Source organism: Streptomyces sp. SID12501, from assembly GCF_010550245.1.
Classification (GTDB): Bacteria; Actinomycetota; Actinomycetes; order Streptomycetales; family Streptomycetaceae; genus Streptomyces.
The window spans coordinates 65,706-89,071 of record NZ_JAAGLU010000006.1; the positions used below are offsets into that span (position 1 = coordinate 65,706).

At 69.9% G+C, this 23,366-nt stretch carries 15 protein-coding genes and 1 pseudogene; 6 read left to right on the top strand and 10 right to left on the bottom strand.

Features of this window, described 5'->3' with window-relative positions; all coding sequences use genetic code 11:
• The first annotated feature begins 49 nt into the window (after nucleotides 1-49).
• On the top strand, nucleotides 50-1,555 hold the full coding sequence (gene menE / locus G3I71_RS08450) for an o-succinylbenzoate--CoA ligase (RefSeq protein ID WP_164313319.1): 1,506 nt from the start codon (nucleotides 50-52) through the stop codon (nucleotides 1,553-1,555).
• Between the two features lie 59 nt (nucleotides 1,556-1,614).
• On the top strand, nucleotides 1,615-2,070 hold the full coding sequence (locus tag G3I71_RS08455) for a MaoC family dehydratase (RefSeq protein ID WP_164313320.1): 456 nt from the start codon (nucleotides 1,615-1,617) through the stop codon (nucleotides 2,068-2,070).
• Here G3I71_RS08455 and G3I71_RS08460 read toward each other — a convergent pair.
• From G3I71_RS08460 to G3I71_RS08500, 9 genes and pseudogenes are all read right to left on the bottom strand, one after another.
• Nucleotides 2,061-2,909, bottom strand: a pseudogene (locus G3I71_RS08460) (PaaX family transcriptional regulator C-terminal domain-containing protein). The gene G3I71_RS08455 and the pseudogene G3I71_RS08460 overlap by 10 nt on opposite strands.
• A 32-nt stretch (nucleotides 2,910-2,941) precedes the next feature.
• Nucleotides 2,942-3,802 (bottom strand): hypothetical protein, encoded by an 861-nt coding sequence (locus G3I71_RS08465; RefSeq protein ID WP_164313321.1) that lies wholly within the window; start codon nucleotides 3,800-3,802, stop codon nucleotides 2,942-2,944.
• 3 nt (nucleotides 3,803-3,805) lie between these two features.
• Nucleotides 3,806-5,479, bottom strand: a complete 1,674-nt coding sequence (locus tag G3I71_RS08470; RefSeq protein ID WP_164313322.1) for a PHP domain-containing protein — start codon at nucleotides 5,477-5,479, stop codon at nucleotides 3,806-3,808.
• Nucleotides 5,480-5,591: 112 nt separating this feature from the next.
• The gene (locus tag G3I71_RS08475) at nucleotides 5,592-7,451 is read right to left on the bottom strand and encodes a LamG-like jellyroll fold domain-containing protein (protein WP_164313323.1); all 1,860 of its coding nucleotides are present in this window, start codon (nucleotides 7,449-7,451) and stop codon (nucleotides 5,592-5,594) included.
• 51 nt (nucleotides 7,452-7,502) lie between these two features.
• Nucleotides 7,503-10,427 (bottom strand): glycoside hydrolase family 2 TIM barrel-domain containing protein, encoded by a 2,925-nt coding sequence (locus G3I71_RS08480; RefSeq protein ID WP_164313324.1) that lies wholly within the window; start codon nucleotides 10,425-10,427, stop codon nucleotides 7,503-7,505.
• Nucleotides 10,424-11,263, bottom strand: a complete 840-nt coding sequence (locus G3I71_RS08485; protein WP_164313325.1) for a carbohydrate ABC transporter permease — start codon at nucleotides 11,261-11,263, stop codon at nucleotides 10,424-10,426. The genes G3I71_RS08480 and G3I71_RS08485 overlap by 4 nt, the downstream gene beginning before the upstream one ends.
• Nucleotides 11,264-11,277: 14 nt before the next feature.
• Nucleotides 11,278-12,228: a carbohydrate ABC transporter permease gene (locus G3I71_RS08490; protein ID WP_164313326.1), complete on the bottom strand. Its 951-nt coding sequence runs from the start codon at nucleotides 12,226-12,228 to the stop codon at nucleotides 11,278-11,280.
• On the bottom strand, nucleotides 12,228-13,514 hold the full coding sequence (locus G3I71_RS08495; RefSeq protein WP_164313327.1) for an extracellular solute-binding protein: 1,287 nt from the start codon (nucleotides 13,512-13,514) through the stop codon (nucleotides 12,228-12,230). Before G3I71_RS08495 ends, G3I71_RS08490 begins: the two co-directional genes overlap by 1 nt.
• Before the next feature lie 84 nt (nucleotides 13,515-13,598).
• The gene (locus G3I71_RS08500; RefSeq protein ID WP_164313328.1) at nucleotides 13,599-14,603 is read right to left on the bottom strand and encodes a carbohydrate kinase family protein; all 1,005 of its coding nucleotides are present in this window, start codon (nucleotides 14,601-14,603) and stop codon (nucleotides 13,599-13,601) included.
• A gap of 136 nt (nucleotides 14,604-14,739) precedes the next feature.
• On the opposite strand from G3I71_RS08500, the gene G3I71_RS08505 reads away from it, so the two are divergent.
• The 4 genes from G3I71_RS08505 (at nucleotide 14,740) to G3I71_RS08520 (ending at nucleotide 22,031) form a co-directional block, all read left to right on the top strand.
• Nucleotides 14,740-15,504 carry a DeoR/GlpR family DNA-binding transcription regulator gene (locus G3I71_RS08505; protein WP_164313329.1) on the top strand — a complete coding sequence of 255 codons (765 nt, stop codon included), beginning with the start codon at nucleotides 14,740-14,742 and terminating at the stop codon, nucleotides 15,502-15,504.
• On the top strand, nucleotides 15,501-16,838 hold the full coding sequence (locus G3I71_RS08510; protein WP_164313330.1) for a 6-phospho-beta-glucosidase: 1,338 nt from the start codon (nucleotides 15,501-15,503) through the stop codon (nucleotides 16,836-16,838). Before G3I71_RS08505 ends, G3I71_RS08510 begins: the two co-directional genes overlap by 4 nt.
• Nucleotides 16,839-16,947: 109 nt before the next feature.
• Nucleotides 16,948-19,992, top strand: coding sequence for a glycoside hydrolase family 38 C-terminal domain-containing protein (locus G3I71_RS08515; protein ID WP_164313331.1), 3,045 nt, complete (start codon nucleotides 16,948-16,950; stop codon nucleotides 19,990-19,992).
• Between the two features lie 407 nt (nucleotides 19,993-20,399).
• Complete coding sequence (locus G3I71_RS08520; RefSeq protein WP_343242889.1) at nucleotides 20,400-22,031, top strand: IS200/IS605 family accessory protein TnpB-related protein; 1,632 nt, start codon at nucleotides 20,400-20,402, stop codon at nucleotides 22,029-22,031.
• A gap of 142 nt (nucleotides 22,032-22,173) precedes the next feature.
• Here G3I71_RS08520 and G3I71_RS08525 read toward each other — a convergent pair whose 3' ends face one another.
• Nucleotides 22,174-23,331, bottom strand: coding sequence for an ATP-grasp domain-containing protein (locus G3I71_RS08525; protein ID WP_164313332.1), 1,158 nt, complete (start codon nucleotides 23,329-23,331; stop codon nucleotides 22,174-22,176).
• Nucleotides 23,332-23,366: the final 35 nt, after the last annotated feature.

Here is a 23,366-nt window from a genome sequence, read left to right on the forward strand (position 1 = left end):
GTCTCGTAACTCATGTCTCGTAACTCGTAACTCGTAGAGGGGCGCAACGATGCGCAACGAGGGACTGGGGTCTTGGCCCGCCCGCCGGGCCCGCAAGACCCCCCAACGCACCGCCCTGATCCACGGTGACACCACGATCACCTACGCACAGCTGTACGAGCGCACCACCCGGCTCGCGCACGCCCTGCGTGACCGGGGTGTGCGGCGCGGCGACCGGATCGCCTACCTCGGCCCGAACCACCCCTCCTACCTGGAGACACTGTTCGCGGCAGGCACGCTCGGCGCGGTCTTCGTACCGCTCAACACCCGCCTCGCCGGCCCGGAGATCGCCTACCAGCTCGCCGACTCCGGCGCCAAGGCACTCGTCTACGGCACCTCGCACGCGGGTCTCGTCGCCGGACTGCCCGGCAACACGGACGTGCGGACGTTCGTCGAGGTCGGCGCCGAGTACGAGGAGGCGCTCGCCGGTGCCTCCGCCGAACCGGTCGACGCGCCGGTCACCGCCGACGACACCTGCATCATCATGTACACCTCGGGCACGACGGGCCGCCCCAAGGGCGCCATGCTCACGCACGGCAACCTGACCTGGAACGCCGTCAACGTGCTCGTCGACCAGGACGTCATCACGGACGAACGCGCCCTGGTCTCCGCCCCGTTGTTCCACACGGCCGGGCTGAACATGCTCACCCTGCCCGTGCTGCTCAAGGGCGGTGCCTGCGTCCTGGTCGAGTCCTTCGCGGCGGACGAGACCTTCGACCTGATCGAACAGCACCGGATCACCTTCATGTTCGGGGTGCCGACCATGTTCGACCAGGTGGCCAGACACCCGCGCTGGGCCGACGCCGACCTGTCGTCGCTGCGCATGCTCTCCTGCGGCGGCTCGCCGGTGCCGACCCCGCTCATCGCGCGCTTCCAGGAGCGCGGGCTCACCTTCCTCCAGGGCTACGGCATGACCGAGGCCTCGCCCGGCACTCTGTTCCTGGACGCCGAGCACGCGGTCAGCAAGGCCGGCTCGGCGGGCGTACCGCACTTCTTCAGCGACGTACGGGTGGTACGGCCGGACCTGACTCCCGCCGAGGTCGGCGAGCCGGGCGAGATCGTGGTCCGCGGGCCGCATGTCATGCCCGGTTACTGGGGCCTGCCCGAGGAGACGGCCGCCTCCTTCACGGACGGCTGGTTCCGCAGCGGGGATGCCGCCCGGATCGACGAGGACGGGTACGTCTTCATCGTCGACCGCATCAAGGACATGATCATCTCGGGCGGGGAGAACATCTACCCCGCCGAGATCGAGGACCTCCTCCTGGCGCACCCCGACATCGTCGAGTGCGCGGTCATCGGCGTCGCCGACGAGAAGTGGGGCGAGGTGCCGCGAGCGGTCGTCGTGTCCCGCGAGGGCGCGGCCCTGGACGCGGACGAGGTGCTCGCCTCGCTGTCCGGGCGGCTCGCCAAGTACAAGATCCCGAAGTCGGTCGTCATCGCGGACGAACTCCCGCGCACCGCCTCCGGAAAGCTCCTCAAGGCCCGGGTGCGCAAGGCCTTCGGCGCGGGTTCGTAGCCCCGCCGGACCCGCGCCCTCATCAACTACCAGCTCGACTCCCAGCTAAGGAACGCGATATGAGCATCACGGTCAACGGCATCGACGAACTCAAGAAGCTCGCCGGCGGCGACCTGGGCACCAGTGAGTGGATCGAGGTCACGCAGGAACGCATCAACACCTTCGCCGACGCGACCGGCGACCACCAGTGGATCCACGTGGACCCGGAGAAGGCCGCCGAGGGCCCCTTCGGCGCCCCGATCGCCCACGGATACCTCACCCTCTCCCTCTTCATCCCGCTCTTCACCGAGCTGCTGGACGTCCAGGGCGTCACCACGAAGGTCAATTACGGCCTCAACAAGGTGCGTTTCCCCTCGCCCGTGAAGGTCGGTGCGAAGATCCGGCTGGTCGGCAGGCTGGCAGACGTCGAGGAGGTGCCGGGCGGGGTGCAGATCACCGTCGACGGCACGATCGAGATCGAGGGCGCCCCGAAGCCGGCGGCCGTGCTGCAGAGCCTGTCCCGTTTCTACGCCTGATCCCTCTGGTCCAGCTGATCCTCGCGCGCGGGCACGAGGTCGAGAAGGCGTTCCGAGGCAACCTGGGCGAGCGGTGTGAGCCGTTCGTGCACCACCCGGAACGTCTTCTCGGCCCGTTCGGCCGGTCAGTCGCCCGGGAGATGCCCGACCGGGAGGCGCGGGTCGCGGCGGATGATCCCCAGCCACTCGGCCTGCAGGACGAGGCGCAGGGAGAGGGCGTCGTCCGCCGCCGGCAGCTCGGTCTCCCAGGGCGGCCACCGCCGTGCGAACACCCCATACCGCGCGGCCAGTTCGGGCAGTTCCCAGGTCTCCTCGATCATCGCGCCGATATCCATGCCCAGGTCGGCGTGCGCCCGGAACATCTTCACGTGGGTGGACAGGCCGAGTTCCGTCACCAGGGCGGAGACGTCGGCCTCGCCCGGCGCGATCCACACGCCGTTGAACAGCGGGCCGAAGCCGCTCCACGTCAACTGCGAGCGCAGATCGTGGCGTTGGCGCTGCCAGGACTCCGGAAGGGAGAAGCCGAGCAGGGTCCAGGTGCCGTCCCAGTGCCGGTTGACCGCCCCGGTGTGCCAGACGCGCCGCTCACCGTCCGCCAGCACGGCCGCCGAACGCCCGGTCAGCCCGAAGTACATCCGGCGGCCCTCGCGTTGGCGGCGCAGCAGACCGCGGCTCACCATCCGGGTCAGTGTCGAACGGGTCGCCTGCTCGCCGACGCCCACCCGCGCGAACACGTCGATCACACTGCCCGAGTACACACAGACCTCGCGCCCGAGCAGATGGTCACCCAGGAACGTCAGCATCAGGGACTGCGGCCGCGGCGACTCCTCGATGGTCACGCGGTCACGCTACGCCTCCTGCGAGCAGTCCGTCAGCCCGTGACCTGCTGGTACGAGTACACGGTGGTCGCCAGCGCGCAGATGCCCGGCTGGACGACCTCGGCGCGCAGGGTGCCGGTGCTCGTGTCGTAGTCGACGCCCTCCGCCTCGTACTCCGTCCCCGTGCAGGTGCTGCGCTGGGGGAGGGCGAACAGGCTCGTGACGTGGCCCGTGACCGTTTTGCCGTCCACCGCGCGCGCCAGATCGACCTGGAGCAGCGGGCGGATCTCCGGGAACAGGGTGCCCGATTCGTCGTCCGAGGCGCACAGCAGCCGGGTCGCGGTGACGAAGTCGCACCCCTGGATGTCCCGCACCGTCTTGTCCAGGCTGATCTGCCCGGCCTGCGCCAGCGCGCCGCCCGTGGCGGGGGTCGACGCGTTGAGGAGCGGGGCCGGGAAGACCTGGAGACGGGTCCGGTCGCCCCACTCGCCCGACACCAGCCACTGGTTGTCGGGCGAGACGGTGGCGAAGGAGTTGTTCAGCTTCTCGCCCGAGTCGAGCTGATGCACGTACTGGTAGCGCTGCCCCGCCGGGGTGGTGACCGCGAACATCTTGGACGTGGCCGTGTCCGAACCCTGATAGGCGTCGAACACGTACCCGTTCGCGATGTCCGGGTCACCGATGTGGTTCCAGCCGGCGATGCGCAGGTCCAGCGGGATGGAGGTGAGACCCCGGTACAGGAGCGTGCCGTCCGCGCGGGACGCCAGCCCCTGACCGCTGCCCAGCGAGTCGACCTGGGTCGCGCCGGTCTCCGTCCACTGCGCGTCGGCGGCGGACGCTGCTCCACCGCCGCCGAGCGAGAGCGCTCCGACAAGGCCCAAGAGCGCGGTCAGGGACAGGAGTTGACGCTTCATCAGTCAGCCACCCAGGACGTCGACGAATACCGGGTTCGAATAGAACCACGTATCGGCCCACGGGTCACCGTTTCCGGGCTCGTGAGTGATCGGCCCGTGCGGGTCGACCGAGGAGCCGAGGTATCCGGCGCCGTGCCGGTTGCCGTCGCTGCCCCGCAGCCGGACGTAGAACGACTCGTCGCCGGCGGTCAGCGGCACGCGCAGGGTGTAGGTCCCCGTGCGGCCCGTCACGTCCTTCGACTTCACGACCTTCGTGTCCGGCGCCTGCCAGGTGTCCCGGTCGGCGACCCGGCCGCGCACCGCGCCCCGGATCACGTCGACGTGCGCCAACTCGGGCAGGATTCCCTGGGGGTTGAGACGCGAGGCGCTGGTCACGGTGATGTTCAGCGTGAGCTTCTCGCCCTTGCGGACCCGGAGCCGGCCGCCCAGCGTGACACCCCGGCCGAAGTCGCAGTCACGCGTCAGCCGTACGTCGAGCCCGTCCAGCAGGTGGCCGTGGTCCAGCCAGACCCGGCCCGCGCGCATACCCGCCATCACCGAGCGGTAGCCGTAGCCGGTGACGCCCACGTGGGTGCGGCTGAACTGGCCGGGCCAGAAGTCGCTGCCGGGCTGCGGGCTGTCGGTGTTCACCGGGTCGGGCAGCTTGCCGGTGTTGTCGAAGTTCTGCCCGGCCGGCCAGTCACCGTTCTTCCAGGTGTCGAAGACGATCCGGTGCGCGTCGGAGTTCGTGGTGATCGAGAACAGGCTGCCTTCAGCCAGCATCGAGTCCCACAGCCCGCCGACCGTCGCGGTCGCCCAGTCGAAGCCGCCGTACGTCCGGTACCCGTCCGCCGGATAGCCCTGCCAGGACTGCGCCGAGGGCTTGTTCTCGTACTCGCCGCGGATCGAGTTGGCCCCGCGCCAGCCGGGAATGGCCGCGCCCTGGGCGCCGGGTGCGCCCTCCATGCCGATCATGATCTCGGGGGCCGCGTCACGCCAGTTGCGGATCTCGTGCGGGGAGTCGATGCCCAGGCGCATCGGGTGGTTGGCGAGGACCAGCACGTCGTCGACGTAACCGGTGCGGCGCTGCTCGGCCAGCCACTGGATGCCCTTGACTGCGTGCGCCTCGTTGCGGGCGGTGTCCGCGCCGCCGGCCGAACCGTCCGTGTAGCCGAGGAGCTTGCCGTCGTAGGCGCTCTCGAACTTGGTGAGCAGGTCGACCTCGTGGCGGCCGGGAGGTGAGAACACCGTGCAGTGCTCGGCACCCGGGATGTACCACTCCAGGCCCTGGAAGATCAGCTGACGCGGGTTCTCCGCCCGCGCCTTGAGGATCTCGGCGTGCTCCAGCGGGGCGCCGAACTGGGCGTGGCCGAAGTTGGAGTGCTCGGTGAACACCATCCAGTCGAGGCCGAACTTCTCGCCCGCCGCCGCCAGTTGGGAGAACGTGTACTTGGCGTCGTGGCTGTACACGGTGTGGATGTGATGGTCGCCGACGAGGTAGGCGAGGCGCGGGTCACTGCCGCCGAGCCGTCGCGGGCCGGCCGCGGCGGAGGCGGGCGTCGCCAGTGACCCGGCGGCGAAGGCGGCGCCGAACAGGCCCGCCCGGTGCAGGAGTTGGCGCCGGGAGACGCCCTGGGCGTCGAGGCCGGCGGGGGAGACGGCGGGGTCCGCCCAGGCAGGCAGCTGCTGCTCTGTCATGGTCTGTGGGTTCCTTGGGATCTGGTCGGATCTGGTCGGATCCGGAGAGCTGTGGAGTCCAGGAGGCTTGGCGGAGCCCGACGGGGTGTGCGTCAGTGGTTGACGGGGGGTGTCAGCGGTTCATGAACGCGCTGACGGGCAGCGCCCGTTCGACGATCCGTACGTCGCCCAGGCGGCCGTGCAGGATCTGGTCGATCTTCCCCGCGTACTCGTAGCCGCCGAGCAGCCAGGGCAGCCCGACCGAGGTGAGCCCGACCGCGGTGGCGTGCGGATTGCGGGCCACCGGGCAGCCCTGGACGTACAGCGTGGTGTGCCGGCCGTCGTTGACCACGGCCACGTGCCACCACACCTCCCGCGCGGTCTCGTCGCCCCAGTTGGTCGCGATGCCCTGCTGGTTGAGCGGCCGGACCGCCCACTGCGGGCCGGGCCCGTCGGAGAGCGACAGCGTCGCCAGCGGCTCGTCCGGGTCGTCCGCAGTCTTGCCCGCGGCCCCGCCCGTGCCGGTACGGCTGACCAGTCCGGCCCAGGCGTGGTGCGCGGGGTCCCAGTCGGCGGGCAGACGGTAGAACGCCTCGATGGTGTAACCCGCCTTGAAGGTGGCCGAGTTGAGGGGTGCGCCGTCGACCGTGCGCAGATACGCGCCCTTCAGGGGGGACTTGTAGCCCTGGAACTCCAGACTGCCGTGGCCCGGCTGGTCAGGGTGGTGGTCGGACGACCAGGTGAGGGCGGCCGCGCCGACTGTGACCAGGCTCAGGTCGTTGCCACGGCCCGACTGGTCGCGGACCGTGCCGGTCACGGCCGCGCCGTCCCGCTGTCCGTCGAAGCGCCAGTAGGCGACGGTCCCGGGAACCAGCATCTTCTTCACCGGCCGGGCCGGTCGCGGCGCCACCGGCGCGAAGCCCGAGAACCGCTGCTCGAAGTCGATGTCCACGGAGAAGCGGTCCGCGTCGCCGGACAGCTCCATCTCCTCGCGCTCCAGCTCGTTCAGCCCCTTGGCCGCCCGGCCCAGGATCCACGGCGAGACCGTCTCGACGTCGATGGTGTCGCGGTCGAGGTCGAAGTGGTAAAGGCGGATCATCGCCGCACCACCGTAGTAACGGTTCTGATAGTTCGTCAGATGCAGGTGGACGTCGTTCCCGGCCGCGTTCTTGCGGGTGGCGCGGGCGGCGGGCCAGTAGTGCCCGTTGAGGGTGAGGAAGATCTGGTCGTGGTTCTTGACCAGCTTGGCCCACAGCTGCTGCCCGTACGCGGAGAGCGTGTCGTCCTCGTACACCAGCTCGTGCGTGGTGAGGACGACCGGCAGGGTCGGGTGCTGGGCGATGACGCTCTCGGCCCAGGCGTACCCCTTGTCCGACAGCCGCCAGTCCAGGGCGAGGACGAGCCACTCGCGGTCGGCCGCCCTGAAGACGTGGAAGGTGTTGTAGCCGTCGGCCGAGGCACCGCCGAAGGTCCGCTTGGACCGGAAGCGCTCGGGACCGAAGACGTCCAGGTACGGGGTCGCCCCGCGCTGGTCGGTGGTGGACGAGCGGACATCGTGGTTGCCCGCGAGGACGCTGTAGCCCACCCCGCGCCGGTCGAGCAGCTCGAACGCCTTGCCCGCGGCGTCGACTTCGGCCTGGGCGCCGTTCTCCGTGATGTCGCCCAGATGCGTGAGGAAGACGATGTTCTCGTCCCGCCCGTGCTCCAGCAGATAGCGCAGCGAGGCCTCGATCGGCGCGGGGTTGATGCTCGGCCCGTCGAAGAGGTACTGGGTGTCGGGCATCACGGCGAGCGTGAACCGGCGGCTCTCGGTGTCGGGCCGCCACGATGAACGCGTCTGGTCCGTCAATGCCTCGGCGGCCGTCGGCAGGGCGACGGACGTGGTCGCCGCCGCCCCGATCAGCGCGGTCGCCCGCAGGAAGGTACGCCGTCCGGCGCCCGCCTGAGGTGCTTCAAGGGCAGGCTCGTGCCCGGACTCGTGCGAGGTGCACACAGCTGACTCCGTAAGAGGTTCTTTGAGGTGAGAGGAGGTGTGTGGGGGGAGCTAGAGCGTGCGGAGAGTCCAGGCCCAGTGGTGGGTGCCCGGCTGCAGGAGGTAGGAGGGGAAGGTGTCGGGGCCGCACGACGCCGTGCCGAGCCCCCGGTGTGCCGCGTCGATGTGGACCACGCAGCCGGGCCGGGGCGTCAGCTGGTCGTGGTGCGTGGCGGCGGCCAGATCCTCGGCGCGGAACCGGGTCACGGAGACCTGGCGCGGCCGGTCCAGCACGACCGAGAGACCGGTGGCGTCCGGCGCCGACAGCCTGAACTGCCGTACACCGTGCCGTCCGCCGCTCTCCTGCGGTCGCAGATAGGGGGTGAACAGGGAGTCCACGGAGGCCGAGTGATGCCCTACGGGCGCTCCGGCGGCGCGGTCCGGATAGGACTCCCAGGGGCCCTGCCCGAACCACTCCAGCAGGTCGAGCCCGGACACCGTCTCGAACACGGAACCGACCCGCGCCACATCGGCGTACGCGTCCGGCAGTTCGACGCTCTCCTCGACGCGGATACCGCCCTGGACCGGGGTGAACACCTGCTCGTGCCGGATCACGCCCGCGTTCGCGGCGTACTCGGCGAGCACGGTCACGCTCCCGCCGTCGCGCCGCACGTCGACGGCCTTGCGTACGAGGGTGTCGAGGCCCCAGTCCTGCCAGCGGGCCGCCATGCCGCCCAGCTCGTCGTTGTCGGTCGGGGCCCGCCACAGGGACAGCACGGGCGCGGAGGCCAGCAGCGGGTGGACCAGTAGTCCGTCCGTGTCGACCTTGACGGGCGGTCCCGTCACCGCCGCCTCCGACACGTCCGGCGCGGCCCGCAGCAGCAGCTGGGGCACGCAGACCTCGGTGCCGCGCGGCGCCCACGGCTCGTCGTCGGCCGTCGTCACCCGCAGGGTCACCCAGGCCTCACCGCCGTCAGCGGGCAGCTCGAAGGGGAGCGGCACGGCCGCCGTCTCGCCGGGGCGCAGATCCGGCAGTTCGGCGGGCGCGGTCAGCGTACGGCCGTCCGCGAGCGTCAGTTCCCAGGTGGCCGTGAGCCAGTCCAGGCCCCGGAAACTCTGGTGGTTGGCGACCACGAGCCCCTCGTGCCGGAAGGCCTCCAGGCGCACCGGAGCCGCGATCTCCCGGTGTTCGTACATGACGGGCTTGGGCGTGCGGTCGGGGAAGACGACACCGTCGGCGATGAAGGCGCCGTCGTGGATCGTCTCGCCGAAGTCGCCGCCGTACGCCCAGCGCAGGCCGGGGGCGGCGACACCGTTGTCATAGAGCCCGGCGCCTGAGCGTCCGAGAGGTCTGCCGCTGTTCACGCACTGAAGGATTCCGTGGTCCCAGAACTCCCAGATGAACCCGCCCTGAAGTCCCGGAGTTGACTCGATGGCGGCCCAGTGGTCCGCGAGCGTGCCGTTGCTGTTGCCCATGGCGTGCGAGTACTCGCACTGGATGAGCGGCTTGGTCTGCTCACCGGACAGCGCGTGCGCGACACAGTCCTCCAGCGGCGCGTACATCGGGCAGGCGATGTCGGAGGCGACCGCCGGATCGGCCCAGCCGAGCTTGGCCGCGCCCTCGTACTGGAGCGGCCGGGTCGGATCGTGCCGGCGCAGCCAGCCCGCCGCCGCGTCGTGGTTGGCGCCGTAGTCGGACTCGTTTCCGAGTGACCAGATGATGATCGACGGGTGGTTCTTGTCCCGCAGGACCATCCGCGAGACCCGGTCCACGAAGGCGTTCAGATAGCGCGGGTCGTCCGCGATCTCGTGCGCGTGGTCGTGCGACTCGATGTCGGCCTCGTCGACCACGTAGAAACCGAGCTCGTCCGCGAGGTCGTACAGCGTCGGGTCGTTGGGATAGTGCGCGGTGCGGATCGCGTTGAACCCGAACCGCTTCAGCAGTACGAGATCGGCGCGCATGTCGTCGTACGACACGGTCCGCCCGGTCAGCGGGTGGAAGTCGTGCCGGTTGACGCCCCTGATGTAGATCCGCTCGCCGTTGACCAGCAGGTCCCGTCCGACGATCTCGACGTCCCGGAAACCGATGCGCCGCCGTGAGGTGTCGGCGACCGTTCCGTCGGCGCGGTGCAGCCGGACGGTCAGGTCGTACAGCTCGGGTGTCTCGGCGTTCCAGGTGCGTACGTCGGACACGTGCGCGCCCAGCCGGGGTTCGCCGAGGAAGTCGGAGACGCGGTCGTCCTCGGCGTTGAGGCGGTCGAACTCGGCGTCCTGGAGGAGGAGTTGGCCGTCGATCTCGCCGGTGACGTACCAGCCCTCGGGCAGCGCGCCGCCCGCGTCCCGCACCCGGCAGTCGACGCGCAGTTCACCGGAGGCCGGTGCCCGCACGGTGATGTCCGCGAGGTGCAGCGGGTCCGTCGCGTACAGCAGCACCGAGCGGGTGATGCCGCCGTGCCACCACTGGTCCTGGTCCTCGATGTGGGTGGCGTCGGACCACTTGACGACCGTCAGCCGTACGGTCGCCGAACGGCCCGGCCGGACGACGTCGGAGAGGTCGAACTCGGCCGCCAGATGGGAGTCCTTGGAGATGCCGACCGGCCGCCCGTCGACGTGCACGAGCAGCACGCTCTCGGCGGCGCCGACCTGGAGCACGATCCGCCGGCCCGCCCACTCGGCCGGAACGTCGAACTCACGCTCGTACACCCCGGTCGGGTTGGCGGCGGGCGACGTGGGCGGGAAGTCGCCCCACGGCATCTGGACGTTCGTGTACCAGGGCAGATCGTCGGTGTCCTGGAGGGTCCAGGCGCCGGGGACCCGGGCCGAGGACCAGTCGTCGCCCACGGGGGCGGTGGGGTTGGGGAGGAGCTGGAAACGCCAGTCGCCGTCCAGGGAGGTTGCCCGCTCCCGCCGGTCGACGGCGTTCATGGGCAGTCGCCGCCAGGAGGTCACCTCGGGTGTCTCCCAGGGGCGCAGGGCGAGAAGGGGGTCGTCCGTCATCCTCGGACAGCTCCCTTCGCGAGGTCGCCGATGATCTGCTTGGCGCCGACCGCGAACACGATCAGCAGCGGGACGAGGGCGAGCAGGGCGCCGGTCATCACGATCCCGTAGTCGGTGGTGCCGTGGGTGCCGTTGAGCTGGGACAGCGCGACCTGGAGGGTCACGTTGTCGGGGTTGGTGAGGGAGATCAGGGGCCAGGCGAAGTCGTTCCACTGGCCCATGAAGGTGAAGATGCCGAGGAAGGCGAGACCGGGGCGGACCACGGGCAGCGCCACGTGCCAGTACTGGCGCAGGAAGTTCGCGCCGTCCAGCCTGGAGGCGTCGAGCAGCTCGTCGTGGATGGCCGTCTTCATGTACTGGCGCATCCAGAAGATGCCGAAGGCGTTGGCGGCGGCCGGCACGATCAGCGCGGTCATCGAGCCGATCCAGCCGATCTTCGCCATGACGACGAACTGCGGGATCACCGACAGCTGCGCCGGGACCATGAAGATGACCATGAGCAGCCCGAACAGCAGCCCCTTGCCGGGGAACTCGAACTTGGCGAAGACGAAGGCCGCCAGCGAGTCGAAGAGCAGGACCAGGAAGGTCACCGACACCGCGACCAGCAGCGAGTTCCACATCGACCCGAAGAAGTCGATGGCATCGAAGAGGTTGCGGACGTTCTCCAGGAAATGCGTGCCCGGCAGCAGCTTCGGCGGGTACGAGAAGATCTCCGTCGAGCTGTGCGTCGACATGATGACGGCCCAGTAGAACGGGAAGGCCGAGAGCAGCGTGCCGATGATCAGCGGTAGGTGCAGCGCGAGCCCTCGACGCCGGGACCCCTTGATGGATGCCATGATGCGGGCCCTTCCTAGTCGCCCCGGCGCTGCACGAGGCGCCAGTTGATGATCGAGAAGAGGACGACGACGAGGAAGATGCCCCACGCCACCGCGGCTCCGTACCCGAAGTCGTTGTTGTCGAAGGTCTGCTGGAAGAAGTAGAGGACCATCGTCTGGCCCGAGTGGCCCGGACCGCCCGCGAACGTCGAGTCGTTGGACGAGGTCTGGAGCAGGACCTGTGGTTCGGAGAAGCTCTGCAGGCCCGTGACCGTCGAGACGACGAGCACGAACAGCAGCGTGGGCCGCAGCAGCGGCAGCGTGATCCGGAAGAAGGTCTGGACGGGTCCTGCGCCGTCCATGCGCGCCGCCTCGTACAGCTCGCCCGGGACGGTCTGGAGACCGGCGAGGAAGATGATGGCGTTGTAGCCGGTCCACTGCCAGGTCATCAGGGCCGCGATGGTGACCTTGATGCCCCACGGGGTGTTCAGCCAGGCGATCTGGTCGATCCCCACCACGTTCAGGACGGCGTTCACCATGCCGGCGTTGGTGGAGAAGATCGAGCCGAAGACGATCGCGATGGCGACGACCGAGGTGATGCTCGGCAGGAAGTACGCGACGCGGTACAGGCTCTTGAACCGGACCGCCGAGTTGAGCATCACGGCCGTGACCATCGCCAGGAGGATCATGGGGAAGGTGGCCATCGCCCAGATGATGATCGTGTTGCCGATCGAGTTCCAGAAGTCGCTGTCGCTCAGCAGGTATTGGTACTGCGAGAGCCCGGCCCACTCCATCGAGCCGAGGCCGTCCCAGCGGTGGAAGGACAGGTAGAGCGAGAAGCCGACCGGGAACAGTCCGAAGCCGAGGAAGATCAGATAGAAGGGGGAGATCGCGGCGTAGAGGTGCCAGTACTTGCGCAGGCCCTTCTTCGGCCCGACCGCGGGGGGCCGTGTCACCACGGGTGATGTGCGCTCGATGACCGCCATCAGTAGCTCACCCCCAGGTGCTTCGCGATCCGACGGCACTTGCTCATGGCGTCACTCCAGGCCTTCTCCGGGTCCTTGCCGAGGACGCCTACGTTCTTGATCTCGTCCTTGATGGGCGTTCCGAGCGCGATGTCGTACGGGCTGTTGTAGGCGACCACGATCTTCTGCGCGGCGGGCCCGAAGATGTCCGTGGTGACCTGGCCGCCGAAGAAGGGGTCGGGCTCCCGCATCTGCTTCAGGCCGTACGAGGCGGGCGTGGAGGGGAAGAGGCCGGCGTCGACGTAACCCTGCGCCTGGTTGGCCGCGTCGAGGATCCAGGTGATGATCTTGAAGGCCTGCTCGGGCTCCCGGCACGCCTTGGTGATCGACAGGAACGAGCCGCCGTTGTTGGCGGGCCGCACGGGCATGTCGGCCACCCGCCACCTGCCCTTGGTCTTCGGCACACCGCTCTTGATGTCGAAGCTGGCCCAGGAGGCGTTCAACTGGCTCGGCAGCTTGCCGTCCTGGATGGCCGACAGCTGGTCCGGGGTGCCGCCCACCAGGTCGGAGACGATCTTCCGCCGCTTGGCCTCCACGGCCAGTGCCCAGGCCTGGCGCACGTGTTCCTGGTCGCCGATGAAGTGGCGGTCCTTGTCGACGTACCGCTTCGAACCCTGCTCCACGACGTTCCCGAAGACGGAGCTGATGTCGGTGAGCAGTTTCGCTCCCGGGACGCGCTTGCCGAGTTGCTCGCCCGCGTCGAAGAACCTCTCCCAGGTGTTCAGTTCGTTCGACACGTCGTCGGGCTCGTACGGCAGGCCCGCCTTGCGGAAGATCTCGTACTGGTAGTAGTGCGCGACCGGCCCGCAGTCGATCGGGAAGCCGACCATCGTGCCGTCGTCGGCGATGCCCTGGTCCCACTTCCAGGACAGGTACTGGCTCTTGTACTTCTCCGCGCCCAGTGTCCGCAGATCGATGAACTGGTCGGCGTTCGGCAGGTAGGCGGCCATGTCCTCGCCCTTGAGCCCCGCGATGTCGGGGATGTGGGCCTGGCCGGTGATGGTGGTGATGAGCTTGGAGCGGTACTGGCCGCCGATCTGGATGGCCCGGAGGTCCACCGAGCTGTCGTAGCGGGCCTTGGCGTTCTTGACGACGGTGTCGCTCAGGCCGCCGCTCCAGTACCACAGGACCATGTCGCGCCCGGTGGAGCCGGTCGGAACGGCGCAGCCGCTCGCCAGGCCCCCGAGCGCCGTGGCGGCCGTGCCGGCCAGGCCCGCGCGCAGGAGGCCTCTTCGTGAGAGCTGCACAGCTCCCACCGCCTTTCGGATCTGTTCGGTGCGTAAGTGCATCAGGGCGTGAGTGAGTAAGGGGGAGAGGGGGGAAGGGGGAAGTCAGGGTGTGACGGGCGCGAACCGCACCGGTGGCCCCGGATCGGCCGGCAGCCGGTCGGCCAGGAAGCCGTAGGCGCGCCGCAGTTCGGGGTCCTCCAGCGTGTGCCACCAGCGGTGGACGTGGTACCAGCCGGGCGCGGCCAGCGCCCCGCCGCGTTCCCGTACGGACAGGGAGGCGGCCAGTACGGCGAACCGCAGCCGCTCCTCCAGCGGCCAGCCGCCGAGCGAGGCGGCGACGAAACTGGCGCCGAACACGTCACCGGCGCCCGTCGGGTCCACGACGTCCACGGCCAGGGCCGGGACCGTGGCGTACTCGCCGGTCGTCTGGTCCACGGCGATCGCGCCGTCACCGCCACGGGTGACGACCGCCACCGGGACGAGTTCGCTGAGCGTGCCCAGCGCGGCGACCGCGGTGTCCGTACGGGTGTACGCCATCGCCTCGGTCTCGTTGGGGAGGAAGGCGTGGCACAGGGCGAGCTGGTCGAGCAGGTCCGAGGACCACACCTGGGTGGGGTCCCAGCCGACGTCCGCGTAGATCTGTGTGCCGTTCGCCGCCGCCTTGGCCAGCCACCGATGGGGCTCGGCCTCCAGGTGGACGAGGGCGGTGCGCGCCTCGGGCGGGTCGCCCAGCAGGGTGTCCTGGGAGTACGGGGGCGGCTGCCCGTGGGTGATCAGGGCGCGGTCGCCGTCGTAGGCGAGCGAGACGGTGACGGGGGTGTGCCAGTCGTCCGCTGTGCGCGAGAGTGAGAGGTCGACGCCCTCCTGGCCTGCGAGGACGTCGCGGCAGTGGGTGCCGTACGCGTCGTCGCCGAAGACCGTGGCCAGGGAGGTCCTCAGACCGTACCGGGAGGCGGCCACGGCGAGGTTCGCGATCCCGCCGGGGCTGGTGCCCATCCCCGACGTCCAGATCTCCTCGCCGGGCGTCGGGGGCTTGCCCAGGCCGGTGAGGACGAGGTCGAAGAAGAGCAGCCCGGTCAGCAGCACATCGGGCCGTTCGTCGTCCACGTGCGCATCCTCTCGTCAAAACTCGTCAGTTTGATGAGTTTGATGACCGGAATCGTGCGCGTCTTCAGAAGATTTGGCAAGAGTCGAGCAGAAGCAAGCATAGAAATGATTGAAGATGACGAGTACTGTTCACCGTGTGCTGGCAGAACGACGACATCAACTCATCCTGCGGGCCCTGCGTTCAGGGGGCCCCGCAGCCGTGACCGATCTCTCCGAGCAGCTGGGCGTGAGCCCCGCCACCGTCCGGCGTGACCTGGTCAGACTGGAGGAGGAGGGACTGCTCACACGTGTACACGGCGGTGCCGTGGTCGAGGAGGGCGACCAGCCCTTCGCCGAGGTCGCCGAGGTGCGCGTCGCCGAGAAGGACGCGATAGCCGCCAAGGCCGCCTCCCTCGTCGAGGACGGCTCCTCCGTGCTGCTCGACATCGGCACCACCGCCTACCGGCTGGCCCGGCAGCTGCACGGCCGCCGGCTCACCGTGATCACCAGCAACCTGGTGGTCTTCGAGGAGCTGCTGGACGACGAGGGCATCGAACTGGTGCTCCTCGGCGGCATGGTCCGGCGCGAGTACCGCTCCCTGGTCGGCTTCCTCACCGAGGACAACCTGCGCCAGCTGCACGCCGACTGGCTCTTCCTGGGCACCAGCGGCGTCCGGCCGGGCGGCCAGGTGATGGACACCACGGTGGTCGAGGTGCCGGTCAAGCGCGCCATGATCAAGTCCGCCGACCGGGTCGTCCTGCTCGCCGACCGGGCCAAGTTCCCCGGCACGGGCATGGCGAAGGTCTGCGGTCCCGAGGACCTGGACATGGTGGTGACGAACGCGCCGGTGGACCCGGCGACGCAGTCCTCTCTGCAGGAGGCCGGGGTGCAGGTCATCACGGCAGGAAAGGTGCAACCTTGAAGCTGACGATTCTGGGCGGCGGCGGATTCCGCGTACCGCTCGTGTACGGGGCGCTCCTGGGCGACCACGCCGAGGGCCGGGTGACCCATGTCGTCCTGCACGACCTGGACGCGGGCCGCCTCTCGGCGGTCACCCGGGTCCTGGCCGAGCAGGCGGCGGGGGTGCCCGACGCCCCCGAGGTGAGCGCCACGACCGACCTCGACGAGGCGCTCACCGGCGCCGACTTCGTCTTCTCCGCGATCCGCGTCGGCGGTCTGGAGGGCCGGGCCGACGACGAGCGGGTGGCGCTGGCCGAGGGCGTCCTCGGCCAGGAGACGGTCGGCGCGGGCGGCATCGCCTACGGCCTGCGCACGGTCCCGGTGGCCGAGGACATCGCGCGGCGCGTCGCACGGGTCGCCCCCGACGCCTGGGTCATCAACTTCACCAACCCGGCCGGTCTGGTCACCGAGGCCATGTCCCGCCACCTCGGCGACCGCGTCATCGGCATCTGCGACTCCCCGGTGGGCCTCGGCCGCCGTATCGCCCGGGTGCTCGGCGCCAACCCCGGTGAGGCGTGGATCGACTACGTCGGCCTCAACCACCTCGGCTGGGTACGCGGGCTGCGGGTCAACGGCCGCGACGAACTCCCGCGACTGCTCGCCGACCCCGACCTCCTCGGCTCCTTCGAGGAGGGCAAGCTCTTCGGCACCGACTGGCTCCAGTCCCTGGGCGCCATCCCGAACGAGTACCTGCACTACTACTACTTCAACCGCGAGGCCGTACGCGCCTACAGCCAGGCCGAGAAGACCCGCGGCGCCTTCCTGCGCGACCAGCAGGCCGGCTTCTACGACGAGATGAAGCAGCCGGGCACCGCCGCCCTCACCGCCTGGGACCGCACCCGCGCCGAACGCGAGGCGACCTACATGGCCGAGGCCCGCGAGACGGCGGGCGCGGGCGAACGCGACGCCGACGACCTCTCCGGGGGCTACGAGAAGGTCGCTCTGGCCCTGATGCGGGCCATCGCCCGCGACGAACGCACCACCCTGATCCTCAACGTGCGCAATCGCGGGACGCTCTCGGTGCTCGACGCCGAGGCCGTCATCGAGGTGCCCTGCCTGGTCGACGCCAACGGCGCCCACCCCGTCACCGTCGACCCGCTGCCCGACCACGCCTCCGGCCTGGTCTGCTCGGTCAAGGCCGTCGAGCGCGAGGTGCTCGCCGCCGCCGAGTCCGGCTCCCGCACGACGGCGGTCAAGGCGTTCGCGCTGCACCCGCTCGTCGACTCCGTGAACGTGGCCCGCAGACTGGTGGACGGATACACCGCGGTCCATCCCGGTCTGGCGTACCTTAAGTAAGCGCTTTCCCGCTCAAAACCGGCTGCTCGGATCCGGCTGCCCGTATCCGGTCTGCTCACATCCGGTCTGCTCACATCTGGTCTGCTCGAATCTGGTCTGGAGACTTCTCATGCACGACGAACGCCGGCGGATCGAGGAGCGCGTCCAGCGCCTCCACGACCAGCGGATCAAGGCGGCGATCTACGCCGCCACGGTTCCCTTCGAGGTCGAGGCCTGGCAGGCGCCGGGCGAGCCGGTCTCCTTCGAGGAGGCGGCGGCGGCGAAGTACGCGCCCTTCGCCATGGACACCCCCTGGGGCCCGCCCTGGGGCACCACCTGGTTCCGGATGCGCGGCCGGGTGCCCGCCGAGTGGGCCGGTCGGCGCGTCGAGGCGGTCATCGACCTCGGCTTCACCGGCGACTGGCCCGGCAACCAGGCCGAGGCCCTGGTCCACCTCACCGACGGCACCCCGCTGAAGGCGGTCAACCCGCTCAACCAGTACGTGCCGATCGCCAACCCGGCCACGGGCGGTGAGGAGATCGACTACCTCGTCGAGGCGGCCTCGAACCCGGACATCCTCGCCGACAACTTCTCCAAGATCACCCCCATGGGTGACATCCTCACGGCCGGCGACAAGCCGATCTACACCTTCCGGCACGCCGACCTCGCCATCCTCGACGAGGAGGTCTTCCACCTCGACCTCGACGTCCAGGTGCTGCGCGAGCTGATGCTGGAGCTGGGCGAGCACGACGCGCGCCGTCACGAGATCGCGCACGCCCTGGACCGCGCGCTCGACCTCCTCGACCTGGACGACGTGGCCGGTTCGGCGGCGGCGGTACGAGCGGCCCTGGCGCCCGCGCTGGCCAAGCCGGCCAACGCCAGCGCCCACAAGATCTCGGGTGTCGGCCACGCGCACATCGACTCGGCGTGGCTGTGGCCCATCCGCGAGACCAAGCGCAAGACGTCCCGCACCTTCTCCAACGTCACCTCGCTCGCCGACGAGTACGAGGACTTCATCTTCGCCTGCTCGCAGGCCCAGCAGTACGAGTGGGTGCGCGACAACTACCCCAAGGTGTGGGCCCGCATCCAGGAGTCGGTGAAGAAGGGCCAGTGGGCGCCGGTCGGCGGCATGTGGGTCGAGGCCGACGGCAACCTGCCCGGCGGCGAGGCGATGGCCCGCCAGCTCATCCACGGCAAGCGGTTCTTCATCGAGCACTTCGGCGTCGAGACCAAGGGCGTGTGGCTGCCGGACTCCTTCGGGTACACCGCGGCCTACCCTCAGCTCGCCAAGCTCGCCGGCAACGACTGGTTCCTCACCCAGAAGATCTCCTGGAACCAGACCAACAAGTTCCCCCACCACACCTTCTGGTGGGAGGGCATCGACGGCACCCGCATCTTCACGCACTTCCCGCCCGTCGACACCTACAACGCCCGCTTCAGCGGCGAGGAGATGGGCCGCGCGTCGCGCAACTACCAGGAGAAGGGCGTCGCGTCGCGTTCGCTGGCCCCCTTCGGCTGGGGCGACGGCGGCGGCGGCCCCACCCGCGAGATCATGGAACGGGCGCGCAGGCTGGCCGACCTGGAGGGCTCGGCGACGGTCGAGATCGAGCACCCCGACCAGTTCTTCGCCAAGGCGCGCGAGGAGTACCCCGACGCCCCGGTCTGGGTCGGCGAGCTGTACCTGGAGCTGCACAGGGCCACGTACACCTCCCAGGCCCGCACCAAGCAGGGTAACCGGCGCAGCGAACACAAGCTGCGCGAGGCCGAGTTGTGGGCGACGACGGCCGCGCTGCACGCGCCGGGCTACGCGTACCCGTACGAGCACCTGGACCGCCTCTGGAAGACGGTCCTGCTCCACCAGTTCCACGACATCCTGCCGGGCTCGTCCATCGCCTGGGTGCACCGCGAGGCGGAGGCCGAATACGCCCGTGTGGCCGAGGAGTTGGAGGCGATCACCGCCGAGGCCGTGGCCGCGCTCGGCGGCGGCGAGTCCCGTGCCTTCAACACCAGCCCGTACGACCGGTCCGAGGTGGTCCGCACCTCGACGGGCGTCCCCATGTACGTGGAGGTCGCGGCGAACGGCAGCGCCCCGCTGGCCGTCGCGGAACCCCCGCAGCCGGTGACGGTGACCGAGGGGCGCATCCTCGACAACGGTCTGGTACGCGTGGAGTTGGCGGCGGACGGCACGCTGGCCTCGGTCCGCGACCTGAAGGCGAACCGCGAAGTCCTCGCGGACAAGGGCAACTTGCTGCGCCTGCACACCGACCTCCCGAACTACTGGGACGCCTGGGACATCGACAAGCACTACCAGAACCGCTACACCGACCTGCTGGAGACGTCCTCCGTCACGGTGACCGACGAGGACCCGCTCCTCGGCGCCATCCGCGTGGAGCGCGACTTCGGCAAGGGCTCGAAGATCGTCCAGACGATCACCGTCCGGGCCGGCAGCCCCCGGATCGACTTCGAGACGGAGATCGACTGGCACGAGGTCGAGAAGATCCTCAAGGCGGCCTTCCCGGTGGACGTCCGCGCGGCCCACTCCAGCGCGGAGATCCAGTTCGGCCACGTCCAGCGGCCCACGCACACCAACACCACCTGGGAGTCGGCCCGCTTCGAGGTCTCCGGCCACCGCTGGGTGCACATCGCCGAGCCCGGCTACGGCGTCGCCGTCATCAACGACTCGACGTACGGCCACGACGTCTCCCGCACGGTCCGCGAGGACGGCGGTACGACGACCACGGTCCGTCTGTCGCTGGTGCGCGCCCCGCGCATCCCCGACCCCGGCGCCGACCAGGGCAAACACCGCTTCACGTATTCGCTGCTGCCCGGCGCGAGCATCGAGGACGCGGTCGCCGAGGGTTACTCCCTCAACCTCCCGCTGCGTGTCGCGGACGCCGCGGGCGCCCCGGAGCCGGTCGTCTGGGCGGACGGCGACGGTGTGACGATCGAGGCGGTGAAGCTCGCCGACGACGCGTCCGGCGACGTCGTCGTGCGCCTCTACGAGTCGCGCGGCGGCCGGGCGGAGGGTGTGCTGTGCACGGGGTTCCCGCTGGCCGGGGCCAAGATCACGGACCTGCTTGAGCGGCCCACCGGCGAGGCTGTCGTGGACGGTGACTCGGTGGCTGTGGCGCTGCGGCCGTTCGAGGTGCAGACGTTGCGGTTGACGCGCGGCTGAGGGGTCTTCGGCTGCGGGCCCGGTGGGGCTGGTCGCGCAGTTCCCCGCGCCCCTTGGGTGGGACGGGCGGGCCGTGTTCGATGCGGTCCGCCCGTCCCTGTCAACGCGGCCCGACTCGCTGGCGGAGCCGAGCAGGGCGAGCAGTCGGTGTCTGGTGAGTGTGAAGCGCACGCGATCTCCCTGAAGTGATGGGGGTTTGGAGCTGTTGCCGCTGGTGTGTGTTCAAGAGCGTTCTGGTGAGCGGGAGTGAGTGCGCGGGGTCTGTGTCGTTTCGCGTGCCTTGGCCGTGGGGCTGGTTCTCGGTGGGGAACTGACGTTCTTGTCTCGAATGCGTGACCTTCCCGGGTGGTGCTCGTTTCTCATGGCGACGGGATCTTCGGGGTGGGTGCGGGCAGGGGGGTGACAGGGTGGGTGAGCTGAGGAGCATTGCGGCGTCGTTCGTCGCGTCCGGTCCGTCCGGTGTGGCCGTCCGGACCCGCCTCAGGGACCTGACGCCGGGCGATGAGAAGGTGTTGCGTCTGGTGGGGGCGCATCTGGGGTCGCTGGCTTCGAAGGACCTCAAGGCGCGTTGTCGGGACGGTCTTTCGCATTCCGGTGAGGCGTGGGCGGTGCGTAAGCGTGAGCTGACGCCGGTCTCGTCGTCGCGGTGGGCGGGCAGTATCACCAAGGCCTCGCATGACCAGTGGGCGCTGGCCCGCCGCTGCCAGCTGGCGTACATCCAGAACCTGGAAGCCGGTATTCGCACCGTCGAGGGCCGGTTGTCGTTGCCGGTCGAGCAGAAGGGGACGAAGAAGGCACCCGGGGGTTACCGGTCCCAGCGGGAATGGCACGCCAAGTCGAGGCGGCTGCGGGTACTTCAGGACCGTCTGGCCGCCGCGCGGGCCGACCGCGAGGCCGGAGTGGTGCACGTCGTACGCGGCGGCAAACGGCTGGCCCGCACCCGCCACCACCTGGACGCCGCCCAGCTCACGGAGTCCGCATGGCGGGGGCGGTGGGAGGCGGAGCGCTGGTTCTGCCAGGCGGACGGCGAGTCCGGCAAGCGCTACGGCAACGAGACCATCCGTATCAGCCCGGACGGCGAGGTGAGCATCAAACTGCCCGCCCCACTCAGCCATCTGGCGAACGCCCCGCACGGCCGGTACGTCCTGGCCTGCCGGGTCGCGTTCGCGCACCGGGGCGGAGAGTGGGCGGACCGCGTCGTAGCCGACCGGGCGATCGCCTACCGCATCCACTACGACGCCGGCCGGGACCGCTGGTATGTGACTGCGTCCTGGCAGCTCCCGGCCACCCCCACCCTGCCCATCGAGGCCGCGCTCGCGCACGGGGTGATCGGTGTCGACATGAACGCCGATCACCTGGCCGCCTGGCGCCTCGACACCCACGGCAACCCCACCGGCAGCCCGCGCCACTTCCCCTACGCCCTGTCCGGCACCGCCGAACACCGTGACGCGCAGGTCCGCCACGCCCTCACCCGCCTCCTGCACTGGGCCCGCACGTGCGGCGTACGAGCAATCGCGGTGGAGGACCTGGACTTCGCCGCCGAGAAGACCCGGGAAAAGTACGGCCGCAGGAAACGCTTCCGGCAGCTGATCTCCGGCATGCCCACCGGGAAACTCCGCGCCCGACTGTCATCGATGGCCGACCAGACCGGTATCGCGGTCATCGCCGTGGACCCGGCCTACACCAGCCGCTGGGGCGCCCAGCACTGGCAGAAACCCCTCACCACCACAACCCGCACCACCACTCGCCACGATGCTGCCGCCGTGGCGATCGGAAGGCGCGCCCAGGGACACCCGATCCGGCGACGGACGACACCGCCCCCACACGACCGGAGTGATCGTGCGGGGCATCGGACCGTCCAGGCCGGACCAGGAGTCCCTGGGCGTGAGGAAACCCGCCCCCGCATCCCCGGACCACGGACACGATCCGTAGGCGCTGGGCACGGAGCGAACGCGGGCAACCAGAACGCCCAACACCGTCCGGGGCGTTCGACTGAGCATGGGTTCTGGCAACAGGACTCACTCCCGCTCAGTCTTTAGGAACGGTTTCCCGGGAGTGCAGAGATGCCCAAGGGGTGCGCAACAAAGTTGGTCTGGACCAGTCGAGCTGTCAAGGTGCTCAGCGTCAATTGGTCCAGACCGATGTGAATAAGCCCGGCAGGAGGGGCGGGAGGAGGGCTCTTTACGCGGTGGCCGCCGCCGGGGCCCCCGCGGACGTCTCGGCCGCCGATTCGGCGACCGGCTCCTCGACGGCTGCAGGCGCCGGCACGGCGGGCAGCGTGGACGCGTGCGCCGGGGCCTCGTCCGCGTGTGCCGACACCGCGCGCACCAGGCGCGGCGCGGAGATCACCGCGTAGTCCTGGCCGAGGAACGGCGGAACCAGATCGCCCGGGTCCTCGCCGAGCGCCAACTGCACTGCCGCCCAGGGGGCGTTGATACCGCACAGCTGGAGCTGGTGCAGGCCGCCGGCCGGACGGGTGTTGACGTCCATCAGGACCGGCCGGCCCTCGTACATCCGGAACTGGATGTTGCTCAGGTGGTGCAGACCGAAGCCCTCGGCGATGAGCCGTGCGGGCTGCAGCCAGGCCTCGTCGAGGGTGAAGCCGCGCCGCCGGCCGTTCTTGGTGCGGCCGATCGCCATCCGGATGCGCGAGTCGGGGCCGGTGAGGCAGTCGACCGACACCTCCGGCTGCTCCAGACGGGGCATCACCAGCCAGTCGACGTCCTCGTCGGTGTTCCGCAGCACGTCGAGGACCATGTCCAACTGGACGTAGGGCGTGGGGAACCCGTTGAGGTGCGACATCGAGAAGGGGGCGCGCGTGATCACGCGGAAGCCCACCCCGCCCGCGCCCGCCGCCGGCTTGAAGCACGCCTTGTGACCGTCGGCCTCCAACTGCTCGACGGCGACGATGAGTTCGTCGGCGCTGCGCACCCGCCACCATGGCGGCGTCGGAACACCGACCGCCTCGACGGCCAGGTACGCGGTCGCCTTGTCCTGGAAGACGGCCACTGCTTCGGGCGTCGGTGCGAGCAGTTTGGTGCCCACGGCCTCGAAGTCCGCGCGGTGCTCGACGATCGCGTCCTGGTGCAGACGCGGCACGAACACGTCGATCTCGCGGCGGTCGCACTGGTCGAGCGCGTACTCCACGTACGCGGCGGGGGACAGGCCCTCGGGCTCCATGGCGGCGGTGTCGGCGGCGGCCAGGACGGGGGAGTCGGCGTCCCCGTGGGTGGCGTGGATCTCGACCGCGCGGTCGCTGGGATTTCTCCGCAGCTGTTCCATGAAGAACACGTTCTCCGCGTACGTGCGGTTGAGCCAGACGCGTACGCGAGAGACCATGCAGGGCCACCTTTCAGGGTTCACGGGCACGGCGG

Excerpts from the sequence above, each read along its gene's own strand:
- G3I71_RS08480 (WP_164313324.1), bottom strand. The coding sequence starts at position 10,427 with ATGACGGACGACCCCCTTCTCGCCCTGCGCCCCTGGGAGACACCCGAG.
- G3I71_RS08485 (WP_164313325.1), bottom strand. The coding sequence starts at position 11,263 with ATGGCATCCATCAAGGGGTCCCGGCGTCGAGGGCTCGCGCTGCACCTA.
- G3I71_RS08455 (WP_164313320.1), top strand. The coding sequence starts at position 1,615 with ATGAGCATCACGGTCAACGGCATCGACGAACTCAAGAAGCTCGCCGGC.
- G3I71_RS08465 (WP_164313321.1), bottom strand. The coding sequence starts at position 3,802 with ATGAAGCGTCAACTCCTGTCCCTGACCGCGCTCTTGGGCCTTGTCGGA.
- menE (WP_164313319.1), top strand. The coding sequence starts at position 50 with ATGCGCAACGAGGGACTGGGGTCTTGGCCCGCCCGCCGGGCCCGCAAG.
- G3I71_RS08490 (WP_164313326.1), bottom strand. The coding sequence starts at position 12,228 with ATGGCGGTCATCGAGCGCACATCACCCGTGGTGACACGGCCCCCCGCG.
- G3I71_RS08470 (WP_164313322.1), bottom strand. The coding sequence starts at position 5,479 with ATGACAGAGCAGCAGCTGCCTGCCTGGGCGGACCCCGCCGTCTCCCCC.
- G3I71_RS08525 (WP_164313332.1), bottom strand. The coding sequence starts at position 23,331 with ATGGTCTCTCGCGTACGCGTCTGGCTCAACCGCACGTACGCGGAGAAC.
- G3I71_RS08515 (WP_164313331.1), top strand. The coding sequence starts at position 16,948 with ATGCACGACGAACGCCGGCGGATCGAGGAGCGCGTCCAGCGCCTCCAC.